Genomic DNA, 24,557 nt, shown 5'->3' with positions numbered 1-24,557 from the left:
TCCCGGCGCCCGCACTTGTCCTGGCTGCGTCGGCCTGAGGCCGCGCAGTCGCTGTCTGTCACTACCGGAACCCACACGATCTCCAACGGGGCGGAATCGAAAATGCGGCCCAGTCTAGGCCGCTACATGTAAGCCGGGTGCGAAGGCCTACGCCGGGATTTCTCCCCATTCAGCAAACAGCAGGCGAGGCTGCCGACGGCCTGCCGGATCGACCGCAATTGGATCGAGCAAAACGGGCGGCGACACATCCCTCGGCGGTCGCGCTGGCGGCGGGGCCAACGCGATCGATCGTACTTCAGCAGCGCGCGTTACTCGTCCTGCAGGACGACGCCGGCCGCGTCCTGCAGGGCAGCGGTGCGCGCACGGTCCATCGCCACCGCCAGTTGCTGGCGGGCGAGCAGTTGTTGGGCCTGCACCACTTCGGGTGTGGGCAGAAGCACCGGTCCCGGTGCGTTTTCCGGTGTAGCGGGTGTGGTCATGCAACCTCCGTGGACATCCCCGCTGCCGCGCGGGTCCAACCGGGCGGCAGCGGAACTGCGCACCCTATCCTAAAAACAAGGCGGATGGGTGACGTGCAAGCCGGTGAGGCCTGCGCCTGCAAAGGGCATGTGTCACGTTCCAGGCACGCAGCGCTGGATCCTGAATAGGCATTTCCGGTAGCATGAAAACGTTTTCTCACAGGGAAGTTCCTCCCATGAATACCGTCGACCTCACCCACTTCAGCCCCAAGTGGCAATTCCGCTTCAACTTCTACCGCCAGCACGGCGCGCCCAAGGAGCCCGGCTTCAAGCAGGCCTGGCGGGCCCTGTCCTTCGGCGACCGCCTGAAGATCAACCTGAACATCTTTGCCCTGTTCTTCGGCCCCATCTACCTGCTGATCCTGGGCATGTGGCGCAAGGCGCTGGTGGTGATCGGCATCGCCATCGCCCTGGCGGCCATCACGATGTTCCTGCCCGACATCGTCGGCCGCGCGGTGTTCATCGCCTTCAATGTCCTGGTCGCCTCCAGCACCAACTACAGCTATTACCTGGAGAAGGTAGAAGGCCGGATCCGCTGGAACCCGTTTGAAGGAATGTTCTGAGCCACTCAGACCTGCGCAAGGACGCGCGGCAAGGATGCAACCGACGCCCGGCCCCCGCCGGGCGTCTTCGTTTCCGGCGTCAGGCCGCGCGCAGCGTGGCCGTCGTGCCCGTGGCCGACTGCAGCCGGAAGCGGGACACCGCCACCGCAAGCTGCTCGGCCTGCTCTTCCATCGCGCGCGCGGCAGCACTGGCCTCTTCCACCAGTGCCGCATTCTGCTGGGTGGTTTCATCCATCTGCACCACGGTCTGGTTGACCTGCTCGATGCCGGCCGACTGCTCGCGCGAGGCGGCCGAGATCTCGGCCATGATCTCGTTGACCCGCCCGACCTGGCCGACGATCTCCTGCATGGTGTTGCCTGCGCGGTGCACCAGCTGCGCACCGCTGCCGACCTGGGCCACCGATGCGTCGATCAGTCCCTTGATTTCCTTCGCCGCTGCGGCCGAGCGCTGGGCCAGCGCACGCACTTCGCTGGCCACCACGGCGAAGCCGCGTCCCTGCTCGCCCGCACGCGCGGCCTCAACGGCGGCGTTCAGGGCCAGGATGTTGGTCTGGAAGGCGATGCCGTCGATCACCGAGATGATCTCGGCGATGCGCTGCGATGAGGTTTCGATCTGCTGCATGGTCTGTACCACCTGGCCGACCACCTTTCCGCCTTCGCTGGCCACGTCCGCCGCCGATGCGGCCAACGTGTTCGCCTGCAGGGCATGATCGGCATTCTGGCGCACGGTGGAGGTCAACTCCTCCATCGACGCTGCCGTTTCTTCCAGGTTGGCCGCCTGCAGTTCTGTGCGACGCGACAGATCGCTGTTGCCAGCGGCGATCTCGCCGGCCGCCAGGCGGATGCTCGCCGCTGACTGCTGGATCTGGCCGACGATATGGGTCAGCTGTTGCGCGGTGCTGTTGGCATCGTCGCGCATCACCGCGAACACACCATGGAAGTCGCCCTGCATGCGTGCACTGAGGTCGCCGGCGGCGATGGCGCGCAGCAGCGTGGAAAGCGCCGCGAGGTTGTGGTCGCTGGCCTGCATCATCGCGTTCAGCGTGGTCACCATGCGGCGGAAATCGTGCTCGAACCGCTCACTGTCACCACGCACGGCAAAGTCGCCGGCGGCAGCAGCGGCGGCCAGCTGCTGGATCTGCTCGTTGATCGCCGCAAGGTTGCTCTTGGTGGTGGCCATGGCGGCGGTGAACACCGCCTTCTCGCCCGGCAGCGGCTCCATGTCCACGCTCAGATCGCCCACCGCGTAGCGCTGCATCACGTCCACCAGCCGCTGGGTGACCGCATTGCTGGACGCCACCAGCTGATTGCTGTCGGCCACCATGCGACCGTACTCCCCCGGGAAGGCCGCCGCGTCCATCCGGTAACTGAGCTCGCCCGCATCATGGCGGCGTGCCATCTCCGCCTGCGCCGCCATCACCGCCTGCAGCTGTCCCCGCATGCCCTGCATCGCCTCGAGCAGGCGCCCGACCTCATCGTTGCCGCGCGCCGGCAGCGCGGTGTCCAGCTTGCCCGCCGCCACGTCACCTGCAATGCGTACCGCCTGCGCCAGCGGCCGGATCGCCAGGTGACGCAGCAGCAGGTAGACACCGGCGCTCAATGTCAGCGCGGCCAGCACGCCGACCAGCAGCGTCAGCCACAGCAGCTGGCGAGCCTCGGCCACGATAATGGCATGCGGCACCACCACACCCAGCGCGAAGCGCTGCGGGGCATCGCCAACCCGCAGTGGCACGTACAGGCGCACATTGCCGGCGGCATCCGGCTCGAACGCTTCGACGGTCCTGTCGGCCGCGATTCCGGCCAGCATGTCGCGGGTGAAGGCATCGGTGCGCGGCTTGCCGATCTCGGCGGCGTCGGCCGAAGCCAGGACTACGCCCTTGGGCGAAAGCAGTTCAACGCGGCCTGCTCCCATCGGCGCAAGCGTCGCCAGATGCTTCTGCAGCGCCGCCAGCGAGAAATCGACGGTGAACACGCCGAGGAACGTGCCGTTCTCCACGATGGGCGTGCTCAGGGTGCTCATCAGCACCTTCTGGCCGGCGATCTCATAGGCATAGGGCTCGCTCACCTTGGGCAGCTTGTCGCGGCTCGGCCCCATGTACCAGTCACCGGAACCGCTGGCGGTGTCGGTGTAGTCGGTCATCACCGACTGCTGCGGTTTGCCATCCTGCCAGGCCCAGTAGCTCATGTAGCGACCGGTGGCGTCATGGGCCTCGCTGTTGACGAACTCCGCGTCCTTGCCATCGAAGGCATCGGCCTCCCACATGGTGCTCTTGCCCAGCCACTCCGGGTGCGCGCGCAGCTGTTCGCCGAGCACGGCCGCCAGGCTGGCACGATCAGGCTGGTCGCCCCGCGCGCGCTGGGCCAGGACGGCCTCGACCATGGCATCGTTGCTGGCGAAGGCGGTGCCCAGATCGGCCGCAACCTGGCGCGCTTCGGCATGCGCCTCGCTGGCCATGGTCTGCCGCGACGCGTTGATCAGGCTGGCACTGGCCTGGCGGTAGATCAGAAAGGCGGTCAGGCCGAAGCACAACAGCGCGATGGCGGCGGTGCCCAGCATCAGCTTGTGGGCGATGCTGCCCGGACGACGGGCAGCGGCGGAGCGGGAAGACGGCATGGGAGGGTCCGCAAGGCAGGTCAGGACATCCGGCACCGCGTTGGCGCCGCGCTGGTGCGCGATCCCTCGCGCGGCGACCTGTCTGAGCCGGGCGATGCCCGGCACCGCAAGGGCGCACCGGGTTAGCGGCCGTTCCGCGGCGGGGTTGAGCCGTTGCCCTGCGTCAAGCTGAATGCACTCAGTTTGGGATGGCTCATACGTGCGGCGAACCTACTCGACCACCCGGTCCTTCAACCACTGCGTGCGTGGCAGCACTTCGATGCTGCCTGCCGCGTACTGCTGCAGTACATCGTCCGGACCGTAGCGCGGCTGCCAGCCCAGCACCGCAACCGCACGGCTGCCGTCGTACACGCGGTCGATGCTCAGCGGCAGTGGCCAGCCGCGGCGCTCGAACTCGGCCAGCAGCTGCGGTGCGCGCCGCGCCAGCACCCGGCGTGGCTGGGTGGCCAGTTCCAGACAGTCCTCGCGCCGGAAGGGGGTCGGCGCGCAGGCGATGTAGCGCTGGAACGGTGCGCCCCCGTTGTGCAGCAGCGCGGCATGCGCGCTGGCCACATCGCGTGCATCCAGGCCCCGGTGCAGGCGGAACATCGCCATGCGCTCGGGAGGCTCGGGGAAGCAGCGGCCCATGCGCAGCACGCGCACGGCGAATGCCTCCGATGCCGCGGCTTCGGCCAGCGCCTCGGCCTGCAGCTTGGTGCGGTGGTAGATGGTCCTGGGCAGGGGTTCAGTGTCTTCGTCGATCCAGCGACAACCGCCTGCCACCACGGCATGGCCATACAGGGCGGTGGTGCTGGTCAACACGAAGCGTCCGACGCCGGCGTCACGCGCCAGCCGCAGCAGCTGCGCGGTCGCCTCCACGTTGATCTGCTGGAACACCGTGTCCGGCACCAGCCCGACATGCGGTGCATGCAGCGCAGCGGTGTGGATCACCGCATCCACGCCGCGCACGGCACGCTCCAGTGCCTTCGTGTTGGTGACATCGGCAATGATGCGTGTGGTGGCGAACGGGCTGCGATCCAGCCCGATGACTTCATGGGTGGCCGCCAACGCGCCGAAGATCGCGCGCCCGATCCGCCCGGAACTTCCGGTCAACAGAATCTTCATTGAGTCCATTCACTCAACAGCGCCCGGGAGCTACCGGGATGAACCGATTCTAGGCGTGGCCTGTGTCCAGGGCGATAGCGGCGCTGCGCAAGTGCAGCGTCAACGACAGGCAGGCAGAACGTGAAGACCACGCGCCATCTGCGGACGTACCGTTAGCCTGCCGTCCGCAAGCATGAGGCTCCGCCACGCCGAGAGAGATCCCCTATGGCCAGCAGCAACCGCGGGTTCGCGTCGATGGACCAGCGCATGCAGCGCGCGATCGCCGCCAAGGGTGGGCGCGCCGCCCATGCCTCCGGCAACGCCCATGAATTCAGTCCCGCCGAGGCGCGCATTGCCGGCCGCAAAGGAGGCGAAGCCATCAGCCGCGATCGCCAGCACATGGCCGCGATCGGTCGCGAAGGCGGGCATGCACGCCACGCCCGCGCACAACAGCAGCGCCAGCAGTCCGATCAAGGTCCACAGGGCCGCGACGAACCGGGTCAGCAGGACTGAGCGACGCGCCTCAGCCGTGGCTGAGGAGGTTCAGCAGGCGCCCGAACGGGTCCCGCACGTAGAACCGGCGCACGCCCCATGGCTCCTCGACAGGGCCATACACGACGTCGATGCCAGCGCTGCGGATCCGTTGCAGAACGTCATCCAGATCGTCCACCTCGATCGACAGGTCCGGCACCGGCGTACCCGATCCGCCCTCGCTGGCGAAACTGAGCTGCGCAGGTGCAGTGTCCTGCCCGGCGCAGGTGACGATCCAGCCATGATCCATCACCACCGGCATGCCGAGGATGCCACCGTAGAACGCGGCGGCGCGCGCCGGATCGGGCGTGGCGATGTTGGCGACGATGCGTCTGACAGTCATGACGTTCCTGTTCAATGAGGGGCAAAAACGAAACTGCGCGACCGGCCGGCACACCGTCAATCTTCAGGGACGCGTGTACAGACTGATGCGGCAGGGTGCGAAAAGTGTGGCTTTCGTCACGAAACATTAGCGCGTTAACAAAATTCCCGTCACGTCGCTGGGGGTGAAACGCATCCAGGACAGTTAGCGGCTGGGTAGACCGTCAATCAAGGAAGTTTGCCTGATGAATCACCCGCTGCATGGCCGTTCGTCCCGCTCCCGTTCCCCCTTGCAACGCCCGCTGGCACTCGCGGTGGCCAGCTCCCTGCTACTGGCAGCCGCCCTGCCGGCGATGGCCTCCGATTCACTCGATGCCTGGCAACAGCAGCGCCAGCTGCAGGCGGCGTGGGCCCAGCCAGGCGGTGCACAGACGGACGCAACCGTCGGTGCTTCGGCGCAGGCCACGTCCACCCCGGTCCTGGGCAATGCGGGCGACGCCGCCAGTTGGCACAGCGACGAGTTCAATGCCGACTGGGGCCTGGCCGCGATGGGGGCCGACCATGCCTATGCCCGCGGCCTGACCGGCCAGGGTGTACGCCTGGCGCTGTTCGATTCCGGCTCGGCGCTGGCCCACCCGGAATTCGCCGGCCGCAACACCACCAGCATCACCATCGGCCCGGACTGCGCGACGGCGGGGATCGTCGCCGGCGAAGGGGCCTGCTCGCAGACCCGCGGCGAACAACCCGGCTACAACTATTACGGCCTCGGTGCCGGGGTGCCGGCGGCGCTCGCCGGTCGCCTGATCGCGGCCGGCCTGCCCTACGGCTTCAGCTACGCCGATCATGGCACCCACGTGCTGGGCACCATCGGCGCCAACCGCGACGGCACCGGCATGCATGGCGTGGCCTTCGGTGCCGACCTGACGGCAGCGCGCGTGTTCGGTGACACCTACTATGAGTGGCGCCTGGATCCGGATGGTTTCTATCGCCCCCGCGCGGTGTACCGCACCGACCCGGACGACGACGCCGTACTGGACATGTATGCGCAGATCCAGGCGCAGGGCGTGCGCGCCATCAACCACAGCTGGGGCATCTCGACCCGCAACATGAGTGCCGCGGCGCTCGACCGCCAGTACGCCGCGATTGGCGCGGATTACGACGTCTACGGCAGCATCTACGCAGGCAGCGACGCTGCCCCCGGGTCGACCCTGATCCAGGTGTGGTCGGCCGGCAACGGCAGCGGGGCCGTCGCGGGCATCACTGCGGCCCTGCCCCGCTGGAAGCCGGAGATCGAACCCTACTGGCTGGCCGTGGCCAACGTGCGCCAGCCGGTCGCCGACGATGGCGAAACCGACTATGTGCTCGACGACAGCTCCAGCATCTGCGGTGCCGCCGCCAACTGGTGCATCTCCGCCCCGGGCACCGACATCGCCAGCACCATCGTCTCCGGTGAGATCCAGGGACGCATCGAGGAAACCAGCGAGTACCTGCGGCTGATCATCGACAGCGAGAACACCGAGTACACCTACGGCCTGAAGACGGGCACCTCGATGGCGGCCCCGCACATCACCGGCGCTCTCGGGCTGCTCTTTGAGCGCTTCCCCTACCTGGACAGCGCACAGGTCCGCGACGTGCTGCTGACCACCGCCCGCGATCTGGGCGATCCAGGCATCGATGAGATCTACGGCTGGGGCATGGTCGACCTGCGCAAGGCCATCGAAGGCTTCGGCTCGCTGCGCGTGGACACCGATGTGGTGATGAACCAGAAGGCCGGTGGCCTGAAGGTCTGGGAAGGCGAGGCCTGGGATGACTGGACCAACGACATCGGTGGCCCCGGCAAGCTGACCAAGTCCGGCATCGGCTGGCTGCGCCTGAGCGGCGACAACAGCTTCAACGGTGCGGTGGTGAACGATGGCGTCCTGGAATTGAATGGCGCCAACACGCTCACCTCGGCAGTGGAGGTGAAGGGCGGCCAGTTCCTGCTCAATGGCTCGCTGGTCTCCACCGCCCTGAACACCACCGGCGGCGTCAGCACGGTCAGCGCCGGCGGCGTGCTGGACCACAGCAACCTGGTGGTCGATGGCGGCGTGATCTCCTTCAACGGTACGCAGACCGGCGGTAATACCACCGTAGGCGCCAATGGCCTGCTGAAGGGTGTCGGCACCCTGGGCACCACCCGGGTCGACGGCATCATCGCGCCGGGCAATTCGATCGGCACGCTGACCGTCAACGGTGACTATGTGCAGGGCGCTACCGGTGTGTTCGCGTCTGAACTGGCGCCGGGAGGCCGCAGCGACCAGCTGCACGTCACCGGCACCGCCACGCTGGACGGCACACTGGTCGCGCTGCCCGAACCGGGCGTGTACTACCTGGGTGAGCAGTTCAACATCCTGCGCGCCGACGGTGGCATCAACGGTCAGTTCGCCCGTACCGACTTCAGTGCATTCTCGCCGTTCCTGCAGTTCAGCCTGGCCTACAGCGCCAATGGTGCGCGCATCGACGTGGCCCGGGGTGCGCTGCTGGCCACCGCGGCCACCACGCGCAACCAGCGCGCCGTCGCTGGCGTAGCCGATGGCCTGGCGATCAACCAGGGGCTGCCCCGCCCGCTGACCCAGCTGTTCCCCGCCCAGGTCGGCCCCGCGCTGGACGGCCTGAGCGGCGAGCTGCATGCCGCCACGCCGCTGGTGCTGGTCGAGAGCAGCCGCTACGTGCGTGATGCAGCCTTGTCGCGGCGTGCGGGCAATGCGTCGCCGGGCAGCACCGGCGACGCGACCGGTGCGTGGGTACAGGCGATCGGCGGCAACGGCAAGCTCGATGGCGATGTCGAAACCGCGCGCACCGACGCCAACAGCAACGGCCTGCTGGTCGGTATTGACCGCGAGTTCGATGGCTGGCAGGCCGGCGTGCTGGCCGGCACCGGCCGTACCGACGTCAAGCAACGCGACCGCCGTGCCAAGTCGAAGATCGACAACACCCACGTCGGTGCCTACGCCAGCCACAGCTGGGGCGGCTTCGGTCTGCGCGGTGGCGTGGCCTGGAGCAAGCACGAGGCAGAGAGCACCCGCGAGCTGGCGTTCGCAGGATTCAGCGACACGCTCACCGGCCGTTATGACGCGCGTACCCGCCAGGCTTTCCTCGAAGCCGGCTACCGTTTCGGCTCTGATGAAGGCGGCCTGGAGCCCTACCTGCAGGTTGCCCGCGTCGAAGTGGACCTGAAGCGCATCAACGAGCGGGGCGGCGCCGCCGCACTGCAGGGCGAAGTGAAAGACACCCGTACTACCGTGGCGACCGCTGGGCTGCGCTTCGACAAGGGTCTGAAGGCGTCCTTCCAGCAGGACAGCTGGCTGCACCTGCGTGGCGCGGTGGGTTATCGCCGGGCCTCCGGCGACCGCAGCCAGGTGGCCAACCTCGCCTTCGCCAACGGTGGCGGCGCGTTCGCCGTCAGCGGAGCGCCGATCGCCGACAGCGCTGTCGTGGCCGAGCTGGGGCTGTCCGCGTGGCTGACCCCGCGGCAGTCGCTGGAGCTGGGCTACAGCGGCCAGTTCGGCAGCGAGAGCCGTGACCATGGCGCCACGGCGCGCTGGTCCGTGCGCTTCTGATCCACGTTCAACTTACCTGCTGAAGAGCATTGGGGCGGCCTGGGGCCGCCCCTTTTTTTCTCCGGAGAATGCAGCCCGCGCGATCAGGCTGCCTTCATCGCGTGCTTCCGCGCACGCATCACGTTGTGGCATTCCTGCACTTCCGGCAGCAGCTGGGTCACTTCCTGGCGTACCGCCGGCGGCAGGCCCTCATCCTTCAGCGCGTCCTTGAAAGCTGCCAGCAGGCGGTCTTCCGATTCTTCCAGCTCGGCCACGTAGCCATAGTTGGTGTCGCCGAACGCTGCGCGCACCTTGCCGTAGAACTGCTGCATCGAGCCGACCAGGGTGCCGTGCTCTGCGGGCTTGCCACCGGTGGCCGCAACCGCGCCACTGAGTGCCGACACGATGCGGCCCTTGACGCCGGCAATGCGGGTGAACAGTGCCGCCAGCTCGGCATCCTTCACCTTCGTGGCCGCCTCTTCGTAGAACGACTTGCCGTCGCGTGCGATCTCGATCAGGTCGTTGAGACGATGTTCGATGGTGGACTGGGTGCTCATGTTCTGCTCCTGAAGTTCAGATTCGTTGGGAACCGACAACGGTGTGCGTTGCCTGCATCACTACCTTGGACAAAGGAATGTGGCCCCGGGGTGAGCGTCGTTTGATGCATGCATCACGTCGCTCAACGCGGCCTGACCGCCGCTACCAGGGCACGAAAAGGATGATCCCGGTAATCACCAGCACGGCGGCCAGCACTCCCAGCAGCACCTTCCCTTGTCGCCAGCTCGGCGTCGGTTTTCCTGGCGTGTTCATCGTGTCTTCTCCTGTCGATGCGGACGCTGGCAGCCTGATGCATACGCCAGCGTCGGCACGTGCACGCCATGTGCATCGCGCGTGCACATGTGAGGGCCCTGCATGGACCATGCCGGTGGACAGCGATATCGCGCTCACCGCATGTACGCCGGGCATCAACGCCGGGCCCGCTAGGGTCATCATTCCTTCCCGACTGGAGCCGCACATGGCCATCAAGACTGCCGAAGACCTGTTCATCCACGAACTTTCGGACATCTACAGCGCCGAGAAGCAGCTGACCAAAGCCCTGCCCCGCCTTGCCCGTGCGGCCGAGAATCCGGATCTCGCCGCCGCCTTCGAAACCCATCTGGAGGAAACCCAGGGCCAGATCGAGCGGATCGACCAGGTGGTCGAGACGCTGGGCATCCGTCTCAAGCGCATCAAGTGTGCAGCGATGGAAGGGCTGGTGGAGGAAGGCAAGGACGTCATCGACAGCATCGACAAGGGACCGGTGCGTGATGCCGCACTGATCGGTGGCGCCCAGAAAGTCGAGCACTACGAGATTGCGTCGTACGGCACCATCGCCGCGCTGGCCAAGCAGCTGGGCTACAAGGACGCGCTCCCCCTGCTGCTGGAAACACTGGCCGAAGAAAAGTCGACCGACGAGAAGTTGACCCTGCTGGCCAAGGGGGGTGGCAACGCCAAGGCAGCACAGGCCGCCTGAGTTCCACTGCGATACGCCGCCAGGGACGGCGGCGGCAACAGGAGATCCCGATGCATCCGGATATCATCGGCTGGATGGCGACCCTTGTGCTGGTCGCCACCTTGCTCAGGCAGATGGTCAAGCAGTGGCGTTCGCCACATCCCGAGACACTGTCACGATGGTTGTTCGCAGGCCAGATGGTGGCCTCGGCGCTGTTCACCCTCTACAGCCTGATGCTGGGCAGCAGCGTCTTCGTGGTGACCAATCTGCTTCTGTTGGCGACGGCTCTGCTTGGGCAGGTCTTGGCGCGGCATCGCCAGAGGCAGGCCCTCCTCCCTCCCCCCTGTTGATCACCGCTGGCGGATACCGGCCGGCCCGGGATCGCCGAACAGGACCTGATCGCGGGGACAGAAAAAGCTGCGTCGCCGGGTTCTGCCCAGATACTGCTTGCTGACGGGGCCGCCACATCGCGGACAGCTGCGTTTGGCATGCACCTGCCAGTGCCTCTTGAGCTCGTGGCGACGCTTCCATTCCAGGAACTCGTAGCTGTAGGTCCTGGCTTCGCGGATCAGTGATCCCAGCCTGCGCGGCGGCAGGTCACCCACACGCGTGGCCGGGTGTACGCCGATCCGGAACAGCACTTCGTTCTTGATGATGTTGCCAACGCCGGCAAAAACGTTCTGGTCCAGCAGTGCGTCGCACACCAGGACGTCAGGCATCGCTTTCAGGCGGCGGCGCGCGAGCCGGGGGTCCCACGCATCGCTCATCACATCGGTGCGCCAGTCGTAGGCTTCTTCCAACGGGCCGTCGATGAGTTTGACCGAACAGGCATAGAGGTTCAGTTCGCCGGCATCGAACCTCAGCGATACGCGCGGAGGCGAAGGCTTGCGCTCATCGATACGCCAGCTGCCGAACAGCATCAGATGGATCCGCAAGGTATGCGTGCCGAACTCCAGCAGGAAGTGCTTCCCCCAACTGCGCACGGATCGCACGCGCTGCCCTGCAAGCATGGACAGGTCAATCCGGCTGTTGCCCCCGACATGTCGCAGTATCTGGCCGGTGAACATCTCGGCGGCCTCGCGCAGCAGCACGATGGAAGGGCCTTCAGGCATGGCCGTGTTCTCCGAGCAGTGCCTGCAATCGCAGTGCATTGCTGACCGCATGGCCCTGCGCCGTGTTGTCCAGGATCATCCAGGCGCAATGGCCGGCACGCGCGCGGTCCCCGAGCAGCCCGGCCAGCCGTGCCAGTGTGGTCTCGTCATAAGCGCTGCGATAGATATCCGGCTGGCCGTGCCATCGCCAATAGCTCCAGCCGCGGGCCCCGCCCGGCTCGCCCGCCTGCGCGACCCGCGCCGGGTCCGCCGCCACGCGCGCGATGTCATTGACCGCCAGCAGCGCATCCACCTCGGCACTGAACCAGGACGGATGTCGAGGCTCGCACGCCACCGGCCTGCGCGTGCGCCGACGCAGATCGTGCAGAAACGGTTCGACGTGCTGCGACTCGTACGCCAGGCTGGGAGGCAACTGCAACAGCAGCGCACCCAACCGGCTGCCGAGTTCTTCCACCGCAGCCAGGAACGGGTCGAGCAGCGGGCCGGCACCGCGCAGCCGCTGCTCGTGCGAGATGGAACGCGGCATCTTCACCGTGAAGCGGAAATCGTCCGGAACGGAAGCGGCCCAGCGCCGATAGGTCTGGGGCAGGTGCGGGCGATAGAACGAGGAGTTGATCTCGACCAGGGAAAGGCGCGTGGCGTAGCGCTGCAGCAGACTGTCACCTCCACCGAAGCTGGAGCGATCCGCCGCCGACAGGGACCATCCTGCGCAACCGATGCGTATCCGCGTTCCGGCAGGGTGCGGTTCCAGCCCAGCGCTCATGACCCGTTCCCATCAGCAGGCGCAGCCTGCATCATCGGTCCGCCCTGATCGGCTCGCAGGAGAGGCGCCGTCAACAGCTGCAGCCTGTCCAGCGCGCTGGTCGGAATTCCGCTGGCCGTGCTGCGCACGAACCCGGTCCAGTCGGACAGGGCCACCCTGCCGAGTGCCGTGTGCTCCACCTGCAGCCAACCCATCCGCCAGTGCGAGAACTGGCGGCGACCGATACGACCGCGGTTGAGCTCGACCACACTGTGATGGCTGCTGCTGTCGAGGATGCGCCGCCACGCGGCGTCCACGCCCTGCTGTGGCCCCTCCAGATACTGAAGGAAGCGATGACCATCGAACAGAAGCACGCCGGTGATGTCCGCTGCTTCATTGAATGCCACCGCGTCGTTGACGAGACCGCGCAGCCGTTCCGCGCTCAATGAGGCAACGGCTTCGCTCGCATAGGCAATGGCGCGCAGAGGCATGGGGGCACCGATGATTGCAGGGGTCTCTACCTTAGTCCTTGCTACCGAAGGTGCGGTGATTCCGGCGTGCAAGCCGCGTTCAAGTGCGGCGCCGGCTGTGCGCTCGTGGTGATGGCATGAGGAATACGGCAAGCGCGGACGACATCGTGTTGCCGCATGAAGCACCGCCGGCTAGCGGCGGATGTGGATGATGGTCGGTGCCGTCAATACGACGGCTCAACACTGGAGACATTCCATGGCCAACCAGAATCAGAACCAGGGCAACAGCAACCGAGGCTTCGCTTCGATGGACGAGGACAAGCAGCGCGACATCGCTGCCAAGGGCGGACGCGCGGCGCATGAGTCGGGCAACGCACACGAGTTCAGCCCGGAGGAAGCCCGTGAAGCCGGCCGCAAGGGCGGCGAATCCGTAAGCCAGGATCGTCAGCACATGGCCGACATCGGTCGCGAGGGCGGGCAGGCGAGCCGCGGCGGCGGAAACCGGGGCGACGGCCAGCAACAGCAACAGCAGCAACGCGGCGGCAATAACCGTGGCGGCCAGCAGCGCTGATCGGTCGTGACAGGATGCAACAGCGGATGGGCGGGCAACGTTCCCGCCCATCTTCACATCAACGGCGCGGCTCCAGTCCCGTCCGGGCCGGACCTTCCAGCAATGCGCCGGTCGCGCTGAAGCGGCTTCCGTGACAAGGGCAGTCCCAGCTGCGCTCCAGCCCGTTCCACTGCACCAGACACTTCAGATGCGGGCATACCGCTGACATCACATGCACATCGCCCGCGTCGTCGCGATGCACGGCCAGATGATCGCCGCCCACCTGGACGACCACGCCCTCGCCTGGCGCGATGTTCGCCGTGCGCATGTGTGTCGCCCGCATCCGGTCCGCGATCATATGCTTGGCGACGGTCGCGTTGCAGCGGGCCCATCCGGCAATCGAACGCAGCGGTGTGAACCGCATGGGACTGAACAATCGCGCCGCATCGGTCTGCACACCCTGGATGCCCTCGCAGATGGCATGCGCCGCCACACCCGCCCAGGTCAGGCCATCAGCACCGTAACCGGAGGCTATCCAGACGTTGTCATGGGCACTGTTGCCGATGAAGGGCAGCCGGTCTGCCGGCCGGAACTGCTGCGCCGACCAGCTCACGGATGGGCCTGACACAGCGAAATGGTGCTGCAGATCCGCCTCCAGGGCTGCACAGGGATCTGTGGTGGGGGTCTCTCCGACGCGGTGCGATTCACCCACCATCACCAGCCAGGGCGCGCCGTCCGGCCCGGTCGCACGCCGCAGGGAGCGGTGCCGGTCCGCAATCCAGTGAATACCGGCGGCGGGCGGCCCGGAGACGGGCGCGGCCACCGCGTATTCGCGATAGCACTCCATCTCTGCCTGTACGAGATTGAAGCCCGCAGGTGAGTGGGTAGCGAGTACGAAATGGTCGGCGCGGATCGAGCCATGCGAGGTGCTGGCGATACCCGCCTCGGGATCGAGCGCGGTCAACGTGGTGTGCTCATGGATCCGGACGCGGCCTGACAGTCGCGTGGCAAGTCCAGCGCAGAACGTAGCCGGGTCGAACTGCGCCTGCCCCTCGAGTGTGAAGGCGTGGCCCAGCGTGAACGGAAGTCCGTGCTGCCGATGCCGGCACGGCAGGCCGGCGCAGGTGTACGCCTGCAGCTCCCTCTCGAACTGCAGTGTCGCCTGCCGGTCCCGGCCCTGGACTCCGTACTGCATCGGGACCCGGTCGAAACCGCAACGCAGGTCGTATCGTCTGACCAGCAGTTCGATCGCACGGATCGCCTGGGCGCGCCACTGCACCACGCGGGACACGACATCGCCTCCCCAGCGCGCGACCAGATCCGCCATGTTCGAAACCGGTGCATACAGATTGCCCGTCGACAGACCCGTATTACGCGAAGCAATGCGTCCCGCGTCCACCACCACGACGTCCAACCCGCAATCGGCAAGCCGGGCTGCAGTCAGCAGGCCCGTCATCCCCGCGCCCACCACCAGCACCTGCGTGCGCAGGTCGCCCTGTGCCGGCGGACAGGGATGGCTCTGCATCATCTCCAGCCACAGGCTGGTGCGTGGGCGCGGGTCGTTCATGGTCACTCGTCTCCCTCCGGAGAACCATTTATGGCGATCAGGGGGTGAAGCGGCGGCGGCCTCGCTGTGTACGTTCTGTCGGCCATGTATCCGTTACAGGGTGCCGCGCCCATCGCTGCATCATGGCTCGCGCGCCGGAAGATCCAGCGCACCCGAGCCAGGACCGGCACCCAGCTCGGCACCGGTCGCCGGCCTCGCCTCTGGATCAGACATCGTGCGCACCGTCATCGCCTGCACGGCAGCCTGTTCACGTGTGTCCAGTTCCACCGAGGCGCTGCCGTCGCCGCCATCCAGGGCCATCTGCGCATCGCGGTCGTCGACGCGCTCCCAGAGCTCGCCGCTGTTCCAGCTCCCCTGCAATCCCTCCGATCCTTCGCCCTGCGACAGGTCCACGTACAGATCCGTGTAGGCCGGGTCACCGGGCAGCTTGCCGGGCGGGAAGTTGGGCTGGATGCTGTGCAGCGCCTTCTCGAATGACTTCATATGTGCCACCTCGCGGGTCATCAGGAAGCGCAGTGCGTCCTTGATGCCGGGATCGTCGGTGACGTTGATCAGGCGCTCATAGACCAGTTTGGCGCGGGCCTCGGCGGCAATGTTAGAGCGCAGGTCGGCACTGGGGTCACCGATCGTATCGATGTAGGCGGCAGTCCACGGCACCCCGCTGGAGTTCACCAGCGCAGGACCGGCACCGTAGAGGATCTGCTCTGTGTGGCTGGTGCTGTTCTGCCCCAGCAGCCGCATGTCCTCGGCCTCTGCCAGCGCCTCGGACTGTATCGCCTTGGGCCCGCGGTTCAACAGCGCGATGATGGTGCCGATGATTTCCAGGTGGCTGATCTCTTCCGTGGCAATGTCCATCAGCAGATCCTTGCGCCCGGGATCACACTCCGCCAGTCCCTGGGTGAAGTACCGCATGGCCGCCGCCAGTTCGCCCTGCGGCCCGCCGAACTGCTCCAGCATCAGCGTGGCCAGCTGCGGGTTCGACGCACGCACGCGTACGGTGTACATCAATTTTTTGTGGTGGAAGAACATGGCAATCTCCAGTAGCGGGCACGCCCTGTCCTAGCGCTTGGCTTCAGCACCCGGGGTTTCATCACGGTTGAGGAAGGCGCCGACCAGGCCGTCCTGGTGATCTTCCAGCCAGCGCGCCATGGCAACCTCCTCCTGCAGGATCTGCCCGCACACGGCAGCGATGTCGGCAGCGCCGGCACGCTCGGCGGCGATGATCAGGGCGCGGTACGTGGCGATCTCGGTATTCTCGAAACCAAAGGACAGACCCAGACCCTTCACGACCTCATCCTCCATCAGGCTGTTTCCGGCCGCGTGGATGGCGGCCGTCAGGCTGGCGAACACGCCCTTGGCCGTGGGCACGCTGCCACCCAGTGATTCAATGCACTGGCGCAGCGATGCAGCCTGCTGCTGGGTCTCCTGCACGTGCTGGGCGATACGCGCAGCCAGCGCGGGATAGTTCTCGATACGCGAGGCCATGGCCTTCATCATGGTCTCGGCTTCCTGCTCCATCGCGTACGCGTCCTGCAGCCACTTCAGCAGGCGCTCGCTGCGAGCCGTAGTCTTCTCGGACATCACGACACTCCGGTGCGGGGCAACATGCCACCGAGGATCATGCTGAAGGCATGTCGATCAGCCGCATGTGGTCATGGGTGAGCGATTTCCAATGGCGCGTCCACATGACGCCGATGCCGCGCTAACACTCTTGCGTCGTGCTGCCCGTTGCCGCCGATCCGCGCTCAGGCCTGCAGCACGGATGAGGGAGCCGCAGGCGGCATCGGGTACGTGCGCGCAGCACCGGCCGAGCGACCCTCCGCGGCAGACAGCACCTGCATGACCCGATGCTCCGCTCGGCGCTGCGCGGCCTCCACGCCCACCACGTAGACGAAGCGGCCATCGAACTTGGCCTGCGCGCCGTCGAGACCGTCTGCCAACAGCAGTGCCCGCTTCAGCGACTTCATCCAGGCGCGGGAGGGCACCCCGTCAAGTTCGACGACGACTGCCGTCCCACCGCAGGCGAGCGGCATGCTTTCCACGCGCAGCACCTGGGGCGCAGACAGGGGTCCGGAAGCGTTCATTGGGCGACTCCTCGTGCGGGGACGGCGGCAGTATCCACAGTGATCGCCAACGCATCGTCAACGTTGCCGGCCCCTCCGTGCACGCCGCCTGCACGGCCCGCGCGGCTTCGCGTCGACACCACATCATCTCCGCATCGCCTTGATGGCCTGCGGCGGACACTGTCGTTCCCACGGCTCTATAGACCTACCTCATGCCTCGCACGACCGGCCAGCCTCCCTGCAATCTGCTTCTGGTGGAGGACCAGTTCGATCTGGCGGCACTGATGGAACAGGCACTTGAGGACAGTGGCGACCACGTCACCCATGCCTACAGCGTGTTTGATGCCCTCGGCCTGCTGGACCGTCAACGGTTCGATGGCGCGGTACTGGATGTGGAACTGCGCGATGGCGTGGTGTTTCCGGTAGCCGACCGCCTGGCCGAACTGAAGATTCCCTACCTGTTCGTCTCCGCGGTGTACGACCAGCTGGTACCTGCACGCCACCGGCGTGCCCCCTTCGTCGCCAAGCCGTTCCACATCGAGGGCCTGCAACGCGCTGTCCGTCAGACGCTCTGCAGCGATACGGCGGCGGGAGGCCAGCGCTGAACCAGATCGTGCAGCAGCGAAACGCGCTCCGCCGAGGGCGGCTCAGGCCGCGCGGGCGTAGGGCTCGACCACGGCAAGCAGCCGCTCCATCGCCGTTGCATCCTCGTGACCGTCGGCAGCGCGCAGGATGAAGCTGGTCCAGTCCGCCCGGGCGATGTCCCGCAGGATGTCCGACTCTGTATGCAGGCATCGCATTGGCCAGAACGGCAACCGGCGCTGACCGACTCGACCGTGGGCCAACTCGATGATGCCACCATGGCTGCTGGCACCCGTCACCCGTGAGTAGGCCACCTCCAGTCCATCCGGTGGGCCTTCCATGTACTGCAGGAACCGCTGCCCATCAAACAGCAGCACACCGGTTACGCCCGCGCCTCGATTGAAACGCGCGGCGTCGGCCATCAGGGATTCCAGCTTCCCGGTCGTGAAGCCCTCGCTGGCCTCACTGATGTAGACGATGGCTCTGTTCGGCACGCTCCGGCTCCTGCTCCCACAAACGCCGAGCGTATCGTGCCTCCCGTTCACCGCCTGTGTACGCGTACCGTGACCCGGTCACACTCCGCTGCATTCATAGTCGTGTTGGCGGCCGCAACGCGGCGTCATCGCGACAGAGACCGGGCTGAGCGCAGGCAGTGCAGCAGCTCCCACAGCCATGAGAACGCAACCACCACCGCCGGCAGCAGCGTGAGCACCCACTCCTGCGCCGGCGCCGGGCGCCATTGCAGTGCCCACGACGGTTCAGCGTGATGGGCTACCCAAAGCACGAACAGCCACGGTGCCACATCCAGCACGCTGTGCACATGCTGCTCGGCCGGACTGATGCGTCGCCGGCCATCCGCGCTGGCGGTATCGAGATACCCCGCGATCGCATGGGCGGCCGCCAGCACGGCAAGCAACACCGCCAGCGCCCGCGTATCGGCCAGCAGCAACCAGGCCAGCACACCAGTCCCCACAAGCCCCAGCTGCACCCCATGCAGCGTGCTCTCGCGCAGGCCCGAGGTGTGGGGCAGATCGGTGCGGCGATGAAAATGGAAGTCCAGCGTGCCTGCGGCAAGCCACAGCACGTACAGGACCATCATGGCCGAGGCGCTCATGCTGCTCTCACGGCGTAAGCACAATCTTGCGGCAGTCATCGTCCTTGGCATCGAACATCGCGTAGCCCTGTGCGGCGTCGGCCAGCCGCATGCGGTGGGAGATGATGTCGCCCGGGTCGAGGCGGCCCTCCATGATGGCATCCAGCAGTTCCGGCATCAGGCCCTGCACATGCGTCTGTCCCATCTTGAAGGTCAGGCCCTTGTCAAAAGCATCGCCGAGCAGGAAGCCGTGGATGAAACCGGCATAGACGCCGGGAATGCTGATCACGCCGCCTCTTCGCGCGGCCGCGATGCACTGCCGGATCGCCACGCCACTGCTGCCTTCCAGCTTGACGGTCGTCAGCGCTGTTTCCAGTGCGCTGCCTTCGGCCTCGAATCCGACGGCCTCGATGCAGGCATCCACGCCCCGGCCACTGGTCTGGCTGAGGATGTAGTCGGCAGGATCCGGAATATCCCTGAAATCGATCGGAATGACGCCGTAGGCATCCCGTGCATAGTCCAGCCGGTAGGACAGGTGGTCGACCATGAAGATGGTTTCCGCACCCAGCAGGCGGCAGCATGCTGCGCTCATCAGGCCGACTGGACCCGCTCCGAAGATGGCCACGGTCGAGCCCGGCCCGATGCCCGCGTTGAGTGCAGCCTGGTAGCCGGTGGGCAGGATGTCGGACAGGAACAGGACCTGCTCGTCCGCCACACCGTCCGGAATCCGCAGCGGGCCGATGTTGGCCTTGGGCACGCGGACAAATTCAGCCTGCCCCCCGGCCACGCCCCCGTACAGGTGGCTGTAGCCGAACAGCGCTGCAGGAGGCAGCAGGCCTTTCTGGTTGAGCGCCGCCCCCTTGCCGGGATTGGTGGTCTCGCAGGCGGCATACTCGGCCAAGCGGCAATGGAAGCACTCACCGCAGGCGATCACGAACGGGATCACCACGCGGTCACCGGCACGCACCTGGGTGACGGCGCTGCCGACCTCTTCCACAATGCCCATGAATTCATGGCCGAGCACATCGCCATCATGCAGGTCCGGGATCTTGCCGCGATACAGGTGCAGGTCCGAGCCACAGATGGCTGTCGCGGTCACGCGCAGGATGAGATCGTCATCCTGCGCCAGCACCGGATCGGGAACTGTCTCGACGCGCACATCCCTGCGGCCGTGATAGGTCAGTGCCTGCATGGTGCTTCTCCTAGGGAACGGACCTGCAGGATCGCAGCCCTCCCCCTGCGGGCAGAGTGACCGCACGGTGTGCGGGATGTTCATTCGACTGCGCCATTGCGTTAACCCTCACGCGTGCACGCTGAAGCCTCCATCCACCATCCACGGGAAGACTGCCATGAGCAACAAGCTGCCGTTCAACCCCACCGTCGATGTCGATGACCAGGCCAAGGCACATACACCCGACAAGCGCCGCAACGACAACGCCAGATGGAAGGAGCACGACATGCCCGACGATGGCGATGGCCCCAAGGCGCGCCCGGATGACTATGAACGGCTCGATCCGGACCCCACCGGAAAGCGCCATCGCTGAGTCCGCCTCACGGACCGCATGCGCGGGATTCACGGATGTTTCTTGACCGGCCACGCAAGCTCACCGCATCCCCATAGGATCTGCATGGCGAGGTGCTGCATGTGGAAGCGGAACGGTCTGTCACTGGTTCTGCTGGCTCTGACCGTGCTGTTCATTGCCGGCCAGGCACTGTCAGGACTGCAGGTGCACAACGAAGAGCTGGTCCACCACGGCCGCGCGCCACTGGATCTGTGGCATTACCTGGCCAGCGGCCACTTCATCAGTGCCACCTTCGAGAACTGGGAAAGCGAGTTCCTGCAGATGGGCATGTACGTGCTGCTCACCGTCAGCCTGCGCCAGCGCGGCTCTGCAGAATCGCGCCCGCTCGACCCTGCACAGGAACACGCACGGATCGAGCCCGGCCCGACACCCTGGCCGGTGCTGCTTGGCGGTATATGGAAGACGCTCTATGGACATTCACTGGCGATCGCCTTCGGACTGCTCTTCCTGGTCAGCTTCAGTCTGCACGCCGTCGGCAGCTGGAAGGCAGAACAGGTGGAACAGCAGTTGCAGGGGCTGCCCCCTCCGTCCTTCCTGCAGCATCTGACCAGCAGCACGTTCTGGTTCGAGTCCATGCAGAACTGGCAAAGCGAATTCCTGGCGGTACTGGCCCTGGTCGTGCTGACCATCTTCCTGCGGCAGAAGGATTCCCCGCAGTCCAAGCCCGTGCAGGCGCCGCATGCGCAGACCGGAGACTGAGCCATGCCACGCCGGAATGCCACGACCGCACTGCTGGTCATCGACATGTTCAGCCGCTTCGATTTTCCCGACGCTGGCGCGCTGGCGCCCCTGGCGGAGCGGGCCGCGACCCGCATCCGCAGGGTGCGTGACCATTGCGATGCCCGCCGCTGGCCGGTGATCCATGCCAACGACAACTTCTCCGACTGGCAACGGGATTTCCGCCAGCAGGTGGAGCAGTGCAGGCGGGACGGTGGCAGTGCCGCGCGCATCGCGGACATGTTGGCGCCGGCCCCTCACCACTATTTCGTGCTCAAACCGAAGCACTCAGCGTTCCTCGCCACGCCCCTGCCGATCCTGCTGGCCAAACTGGGGGTCCGCCACCTGTGGCTCACCGGCATGGCGACCGATTCCTGCGTGCTGGCGACCGCGCTGGATGCCAACGCGCGGGAGTTCGAAGTAACCGTGGTGGCTGATGCCACCGCGGCGCTGCCAGCTCGCAGGAGAGTGGCACTGCAGACGCTGGAGCGTTCAGGCGCCGCACGGATCGAGACGGTTGCCGGGCTGCTGTCCTCGCCGCGGCGAGCGCAGCGCTGAGCAACGGTCGATTTCCGGTCCTGCCGTTCGTCGACACAGGGAAGGCAGGCCTCCCGCCGGCCGGAGCACCTCCGATGACCCCGATCCTCACTGCCTTCGCCACCTCGCCCGATCGCGGCCAGGGCTTGGCCCGCGACATGCGCGTGCGCTGGGCACTGGAAGAACTGGGCGTGGCCTATGACGTCCAGCTGCTGTCCTTTGCCGAGATGAAGCGGCCGGCCCATCTGGCGCGCCACCCCTTCGGGCAGATCCCCACCTACCAGGAAGGCGAGCGGGTGCTGTTCGAATCCGGCGCGATCCTGCTGCACCTGGCCGAGCGCCATCGCGGCCTGCTGCCGGCCGGGGACAGCGCCCGCATGCGCGCGATCATGTGGATGTTCGCTGCGCTGAACACCGTCGAGCCGCCCATCGTCGAGCGATCCATGGCATGGCTGCTGGAACGCGAGCAGCCCTGGTATGCGCAGCGGCAGGTGATGCTGGACGAGCGCGTGCACGCACGGCTGTCCCAGCTGTCGGCATGGTTGGGCGACAGGACCTGGCTGGAGGACGAATTCAGCGTTGGCGACCTGATGATGGTGGCGGTGCTGCTGCGTCTTCAAAGCAGCGGCATGATCGGCGGGTATCCGACGCTGGCCGCCTACCTGGCGCGGGCCACGGAACGCCCTGCCTACCAGCGCGCATTCGCCGCCCAGCGGGCGGTCTTCCAGAGCCGGTAGCCCTGCATCGGGCGGGACCCCGATGCGCCGACACGGTTGACGCCTCACCAGGCTGCGCCTACAGTCTGCGCCGCAGCCCCGCAACGGCGCTGCCGCAGGCGTTATCGTCATCCAACGCGCCCACAGCCGGGAGGGCCTCAGCAGAGGAAACCCGGGCGACAGGCGCCACGGCACTGCCCTGCCCTTCGCTCCTACGGGAGTGGATGCATCACGCCGTGGCCTTTCCCAAGACCCTCTGGAAAGGCACTCCCATGAACCTCACCGGCAACACCATCCTCATCACCGGCGGCAGCCGCGGCATCGGCCGTGCATTGGCCGAGGCGCTGCACGACCGCGGCAACCAGGTCATCATCACCGGCCGCGACCGGGCACTGCTGCAGGCGGTCAGCGAGCAGCGCCCGGGCCTCGTCGCCCTGCCGCTGGAGCTGGGCGATCCTGCATCACTGGCGGACCTGGCCGAGATCGTCCATGCCCGCTTCCCCGGCCTCAACGTGCTCATCGCCAACGCGGGCATCTCCCGCCCGGAAAACCTGGCCAGCGGCCACTGGGACGACTTCGATGCCGAAGCCATCATCGACACCAACATCCTGGGGCTGCTCCGCACCGTGGCCACGTTCCTGCCGTTGCTGACACAACAACGCAGCGCCACCTTGATGGCCACCGGTTCTGCGCTCGCCTTCCTGCCACTGGCCAGCTTCCCGACCTACTGCGCCAGCAAGGCGTTCCTGCATTCGTGGCTGGTATCGCTGCGTCATCAGCTTCGCCATCTGCCGGTGGAGGTGCTGGAACTGTCGCCCCCGTACGTGCAGACCGGACTGACGGGTGAGGCGCAGGCGACCGACCCGCGCGCGATGCCCGTGCAGGAGTACGTGCAGCAGGTTCTGCTGAAGCTCGAGCGTGGGGACCACCCGCGGGGTGAGTTGCTGCTGGAGCCGGACCAGGCGCGACGCTGGGCCGAACGCGATGGCACCTACGACACGCTCTTCGCACTGATGAATCCAGCCTAGCGCAGGCACGGAATGCAATGGAGGCCGCCGCCGGCAGACGCCGGCGGTGGCTTCAGCGCGCGCTGCGCCGGCAGGCCGTCTGCACCAGCATCAACTGCGCGACCAGGATCAGCATCGCGCATCCCGACAGCAACCACGGGTCGATGTACCACTGCGCGTTGAAGCTGAAGCTGCCTGAGGAAATGCGCTTCCAGCCGTTGAAGTGCTGCATCGCCGCCACCACGAACGCGAAGCCTCCCGCGGAGAAGGAGAGCCAGGGCACGACGATGCCGCCGGGCCGCGCGAACAGGGTCAGCACCCCCAGCACGCCGATGACCGTGCGCTGCACACGGCAATAGGGACAGACGTAGGCCAGCCCGCTCCACTCCACCGACCACGCCAGCAGGCTCACCAGCACAGCCACGGCGCCTGCGATGTACAGGATCTTCGCTGGAATCGTCATGCCGCCATCGTCTGCCATCCTGTGCCTCCTTCGTCTCCAGACCCGCGCAGGGTAGCGTGAAACGCGCCGTATGACCCCACCCCGCAGCCCTGTGCGCGGAATGCTCTCAACGCGGGCTTCACCGGCTCTGGAGTCCGATCGGCCCATCTCCTGTGCCCTTGCGCACGGTTGCCCTGCCTGTCTCCGCCTGAGGATATCGACGTGAACCACTCATCGCCTCCCCTTGCCATCCTCGTTGCACGCGTACTGCTGATGCTGCTGTTCCTGGTCTCCGGCCTTGGCAAACTCGGCAACCTGGCCGGCACACAGAGCTACATGGAGACAATGGGCGTGCCCGGCATCCTGCTGTGGCCAACCATCGCGTTCGAGATCATTACCGGCCTGTGCATCCTGCTGGGCTTCCAGACCCGTCTGGTCGCCGCGGTCCTGGCCGCCTTCAGCCTGGTGACCGCCTTCATCTTCCATCACCAGTTCAACGATCCCAACCAGCAGATCATGTTCCTGAAGAACATGGGCATCGCCGGTGGCTTCATTCTGCTGGCCTGCACCGGCGCCGGCCGCTACAGCATCGATGGTCGCCGGCGTCGCGGATGAGGGCAGCCTCGTCCATCCGTGGCTGACGGGGGTGGCCTCGTGTCGTTTTTCACCCCGCCCC

29 protein-coding genes are annotated in these 24,557 nt (G+C 66.5%); 13 read left to right on the top strand and 16 right to left on the bottom strand.

Features of this window, described 5'->3' with window-relative positions; genetic code table 11:
• Positions 1-308: 308 nt before the first annotated feature.
• The gene (locus tag ACVOMM_RS05695) at positions 309-479 is read right to left on the bottom strand and encodes a hypothetical protein (protein WP_164972337.1); all 171 of its coding nucleotides are present in this window, start codon (positions 477-479) and stop codon (positions 309-311) included.
• A 215-nt stretch (positions 480-694) separates the two neighbouring features.
• On the opposite strand from ACVOMM_RS05695, the gene ACVOMM_RS05690 reads away from it, so the two are divergent.
• On the top strand, positions 695-1,081 hold the full coding sequence (locus tag ACVOMM_RS05690; RefSeq protein ID WP_065174483.1) for a DUF2628 domain-containing protein: 387 nt from the start codon (positions 695-697) through the stop codon (positions 1,079-1,081).
• Between the two features lie 79 nt (positions 1,082-1,160).
• On the opposite strand, the gene ACVOMM_RS05685 is transcribed toward ACVOMM_RS05690, so the two are convergent.
• Positions 1,161-3,695 carry a methyl-accepting chemotaxis protein gene (locus ACVOMM_RS05685; protein WP_481525978.1) on the bottom strand — a complete coding sequence of 845 codons (2,535 nt, stop codon included), beginning with the start codon at positions 3,693-3,695 and terminating at the stop codon, positions 1,161-1,163.
• A gap of 210 nt (positions 3,696-3,905) precedes the next feature.
• Positions 3,906-4,799 carry an NAD-dependent epimerase/dehydratase family protein gene (locus ACVOMM_RS05680; RefSeq protein WP_053517184.1) on the bottom strand — a complete coding sequence of 298 codons (894 nt, stop codon included), beginning with the start codon at positions 4,797-4,799 and terminating at the stop codon, positions 3,906-3,908.
• Between the two features lie 204 nt (positions 4,800-5,003).
• Between ACVOMM_RS05680 and ACVOMM_RS05675 the strand changes: the two genes are divergently transcribed.
• Positions 5,004-5,291 (top strand): hypothetical protein, encoded by a 288-nt coding sequence (locus tag ACVOMM_RS05675; RefSeq protein ID WP_053517182.1) that lies wholly within the window; start codon positions 5,004-5,006, stop codon positions 5,289-5,291.
• 10 nt (positions 5,292-5,301) lie between these two features.
• On the opposite strand, the gene ACVOMM_RS05670 is transcribed toward ACVOMM_RS05675, so the two are convergent.
• Positions 5,302-5,652 carry a VOC family protein gene (locus tag ACVOMM_RS05670; protein ID WP_481525977.1) on the bottom strand — a complete coding sequence of 117 codons (351 nt, stop codon included), beginning with the start codon at positions 5,650-5,652 and terminating at the stop codon, positions 5,302-5,304.
• A gap of 223 nt (positions 5,653-5,875) precedes the next feature.
• Here ACVOMM_RS05670 and ACVOMM_RS05665 point away from each other — a divergent pair, with 223 nt between their 5' ends.
• Positions 5,876-9,229, top strand: a complete 3,354-nt coding sequence (locus ACVOMM_RS05665; RefSeq protein WP_481525976.1) for an autotransporter domain-containing protein — start codon at positions 5,876-5,878, stop codon at positions 9,227-9,229.
• Between the two features lie 83 nt (positions 9,230-9,312).
• On the opposite strand, the gene ACVOMM_RS05660 is transcribed toward ACVOMM_RS05665, so the two are convergent.
• Complete coding sequence (locus ACVOMM_RS05660; RefSeq protein WP_053517176.1) at positions 9,313-9,765, bottom strand: PA2169 family four-helix-bundle protein; 453 nt, start codon at positions 9,763-9,765, stop codon at positions 9,313-9,315.
• 458 nt (positions 9,766-10,223) lie between these two features.
• On the opposite strand from ACVOMM_RS05660, the gene ACVOMM_RS05655 reads away from it, so the two are divergent.
• A complete protein-coding gene (locus ACVOMM_RS05655) occupies positions 10,224-10,721 on the top strand; it encodes a YciE/YciF ferroxidase family protein (protein WP_065174478.1) in 498 nt (165 codons plus the stop codon).
• Positions 10,722-10,771: 50 nt separating this feature from the next.
• Complete coding sequence (locus ACVOMM_RS05650; protein ID WP_481525975.1) at positions 10,772-11,050, top strand: hypothetical protein; 279 nt, start codon at positions 10,772-10,774, stop codon at positions 11,048-11,050.
• On the opposite strand, the gene ACVOMM_RS05645 is transcribed toward ACVOMM_RS05650, so the two are convergent.
• The 3 genes from ACVOMM_RS05645 to ACVOMM_RS05635 are packed head-to-tail and all read right to left on the bottom strand — an operon-like array spanning position 11,051 to position 13,045.
• A complete protein-coding gene (locus tag ACVOMM_RS05645; RefSeq protein WP_197600679.1) occupies positions 11,051-11,812 on the bottom strand; it encodes a DNA-formamidopyrimidine glycosylase family protein in 762 nt (253 codons plus the stop codon). It lies immediately after the preceding gene.
• On the bottom strand, positions 11,805-12,575 hold the full coding sequence (locus ACVOMM_RS05640) for a DUF72 domain-containing protein (RefSeq protein WP_481525974.1): 771 nt from the start codon (positions 12,573-12,575) through the stop codon (positions 11,805-11,807). Before ACVOMM_RS05640 ends, ACVOMM_RS05645 begins: the two co-directional genes overlap by 8 nt.
• Positions 12,572-13,045, bottom strand: coding sequence for a BLUF domain-containing protein (locus tag ACVOMM_RS05635; protein ID WP_164151273.1), 474 nt, complete (start codon positions 13,043-13,045; stop codon positions 12,572-12,574). Before ACVOMM_RS05635 ends, ACVOMM_RS05640 begins: the two co-directional genes overlap by 4 nt.
• 235 nt (positions 13,046-13,280) lie before the next feature.
• Between ACVOMM_RS05635 and ACVOMM_RS05630 the strand changes: the two genes are divergently transcribed.
• Entirely contained in the window at positions 13,281-13,595 is a 315-nt protein-coding gene (locus ACVOMM_RS05630) for a KGG domain-containing protein (protein WP_053517166.1), read from the top strand.
• 58 nt (positions 13,596-13,653) lie between these two features.
• Here ACVOMM_RS05630 and ACVOMM_RS05625 read toward each other — a convergent pair whose 3' ends face one another.
• The 4 genes from ACVOMM_RS05625 to ACVOMM_RS05610 all read right to left on the bottom strand — a co-directional run bounded on the left by ACVOMM_RS05625 (position 13,654) and on the right by ACVOMM_RS05610 (position 17,225).
• Positions 13,654-15,141 carry an FAD-dependent oxidoreductase gene (locus tag ACVOMM_RS05625; RefSeq protein ID WP_481525973.1) on the bottom strand — a complete coding sequence of 496 codons (1,488 nt, stop codon included), beginning with the start codon at positions 15,139-15,141 and terminating at the stop codon, positions 13,654-13,656.
• A gap of 120 nt (positions 15,142-15,261) precedes the next feature.
• A complete protein-coding gene (locus ACVOMM_RS05620; protein WP_053517164.1) occupies positions 15,262-16,170 on the bottom strand; it encodes a manganese catalase family protein in 909 nt (302 codons plus the stop codon).
• 30 nt (positions 16,171-16,200) lie between these two features.
• Complete coding sequence (locus ACVOMM_RS05615; protein WP_053517162.1) at positions 16,201-16,722, bottom strand: ferritin-like domain-containing protein; 522 nt, start codon at positions 16,720-16,722, stop codon at positions 16,201-16,203.
• A gap of 164 nt (positions 16,723-16,886) precedes the next feature.
• The gene (locus tag ACVOMM_RS05610; protein WP_231107744.1) at positions 16,887-17,225 is read right to left on the bottom strand and encodes a hypothetical protein; all 339 of its coding nucleotides are present in this window, start codon (positions 17,223-17,225) and stop codon (positions 16,887-16,889) included.
• Between the two features lie 191 nt (positions 17,226-17,416).
• Between ACVOMM_RS05610 and ACVOMM_RS05605 the strand changes: the two genes are divergently transcribed.
• The gene (locus ACVOMM_RS05605; RefSeq protein WP_053517160.1) at positions 17,417-17,809 is read left to right on the top strand and encodes a response regulator; all 393 of its coding nucleotides are present in this window, start codon (positions 17,417-17,419) and stop codon (positions 17,807-17,809) included.
• Between the two features lie 42 nt (positions 17,810-17,851).
• Here the strand turns inward: ACVOMM_RS05605 and ACVOMM_RS05600 are convergent, their stop codons facing one another.
• From ACVOMM_RS05600 to ACVOMM_RS05590, 3 genes are all read right to left on the bottom strand, one after another.
• On the bottom strand, positions 17,852-18,280 hold the full coding sequence (locus ACVOMM_RS05600; RefSeq protein WP_111186234.1) for a BLUF domain-containing protein: 429 nt from the start codon (positions 18,278-18,280) through the stop codon (positions 17,852-17,854).
• A 125-nt stretch (positions 18,281-18,405) separates the two neighbouring features.
• Positions 18,406-18,900 (bottom strand): hypothetical protein, encoded by a 495-nt coding sequence (locus ACVOMM_RS05595; protein WP_180876548.1) that lies wholly within the window; start codon positions 18,898-18,900, stop codon positions 18,406-18,408.
• A gap of 7 nt (positions 18,901-18,907) precedes the next feature.
• Complete coding sequence (locus ACVOMM_RS05590; RefSeq protein ID WP_476343056.1) at positions 18,908-20,071, bottom strand: alcohol dehydrogenase catalytic domain-containing protein; 1,164 nt, start codon at positions 20,069-20,071, stop codon at positions 18,908-18,910.
• A gap of 157 nt (positions 20,072-20,228) precedes the next feature.
• Between ACVOMM_RS05590 and ACVOMM_RS05585 the strand changes: the two genes are divergently transcribed.
• The 5 genes from ACVOMM_RS05585 (at position 20,229) to ACVOMM_RS05565 (ending at position 23,460) form a co-directional block, all read left to right on the top strand.
• The gene (locus ACVOMM_RS05585; protein WP_053517152.1) at positions 20,229-20,423 is read left to right on the top strand and encodes a hypothetical protein; all 195 of its coding nucleotides are present in this window, start codon (positions 20,229-20,231) and stop codon (positions 20,421-20,423) included.
• 99 nt (positions 20,424-20,522) lie between these two features.
• Complete coding sequence (locus tag ACVOMM_RS05580) at positions 20,523-21,161, top strand: DUF6766 family protein (RefSeq protein ID WP_481525972.1); 639 nt, start codon at positions 20,523-20,525, stop codon at positions 21,159-21,161.
• 3 nt (positions 21,162-21,164) lie between these two features.
• Positions 21,165-21,737 (top strand): cysteine hydrolase family protein, encoded by a 573-nt coding sequence (locus ACVOMM_RS05575; protein ID WP_065174468.1) that lies wholly within the window; start codon positions 21,165-21,167, stop codon positions 21,735-21,737.
• A 74-nt stretch (positions 21,738-21,811) separates the two neighbouring features.
• Positions 21,812-22,453 carry a glutathione S-transferase family protein gene (locus ACVOMM_RS05570; protein WP_481525971.1) on the top strand — a complete coding sequence of 214 codons (642 nt, stop codon included), beginning with the start codon at positions 21,812-21,814 and terminating at the stop codon, positions 22,451-22,453.
• Between the two features lie 251 nt (positions 22,454-22,704).
• A complete protein-coding gene (locus tag ACVOMM_RS05565) occupies positions 22,705-23,460 on the top strand; it encodes an SDR family oxidoreductase (protein WP_481525970.1) in 756 nt (251 codons plus the stop codon).
• Positions 23,461-23,512: 52 nt separating this feature from the next.
• On the opposite strand, the gene ACVOMM_RS05560 is transcribed toward ACVOMM_RS05565, so the two are convergent.
• Positions 23,513-23,920: a hypothetical protein gene (locus ACVOMM_RS05560; RefSeq protein ID WP_481525969.1), complete on the bottom strand. Its 408-nt coding sequence runs from the start codon at positions 23,918-23,920 to the stop codon at positions 23,513-23,515.
• A 183-nt stretch (positions 23,921-24,103) separates the two neighbouring features.
• On the opposite strand from ACVOMM_RS05560, the gene ACVOMM_RS05555 reads away from it, so the two are divergent.
• Entirely contained in the window at positions 24,104-24,496 is a 393-nt protein-coding gene (locus ACVOMM_RS05555; protein WP_481525968.1) for a DoxX family protein, read from the top strand.
• Positions 24,497-24,557: the final 61 nt, after the last annotated feature.

This window comes from Stenotrophomonas sp. STEN009, from assembly GCF_056760395.1.
Note: the sequence above shows the minus strand (reverse complement) of the source record. Positions and strands in the feature narration are given on the sequence as shown.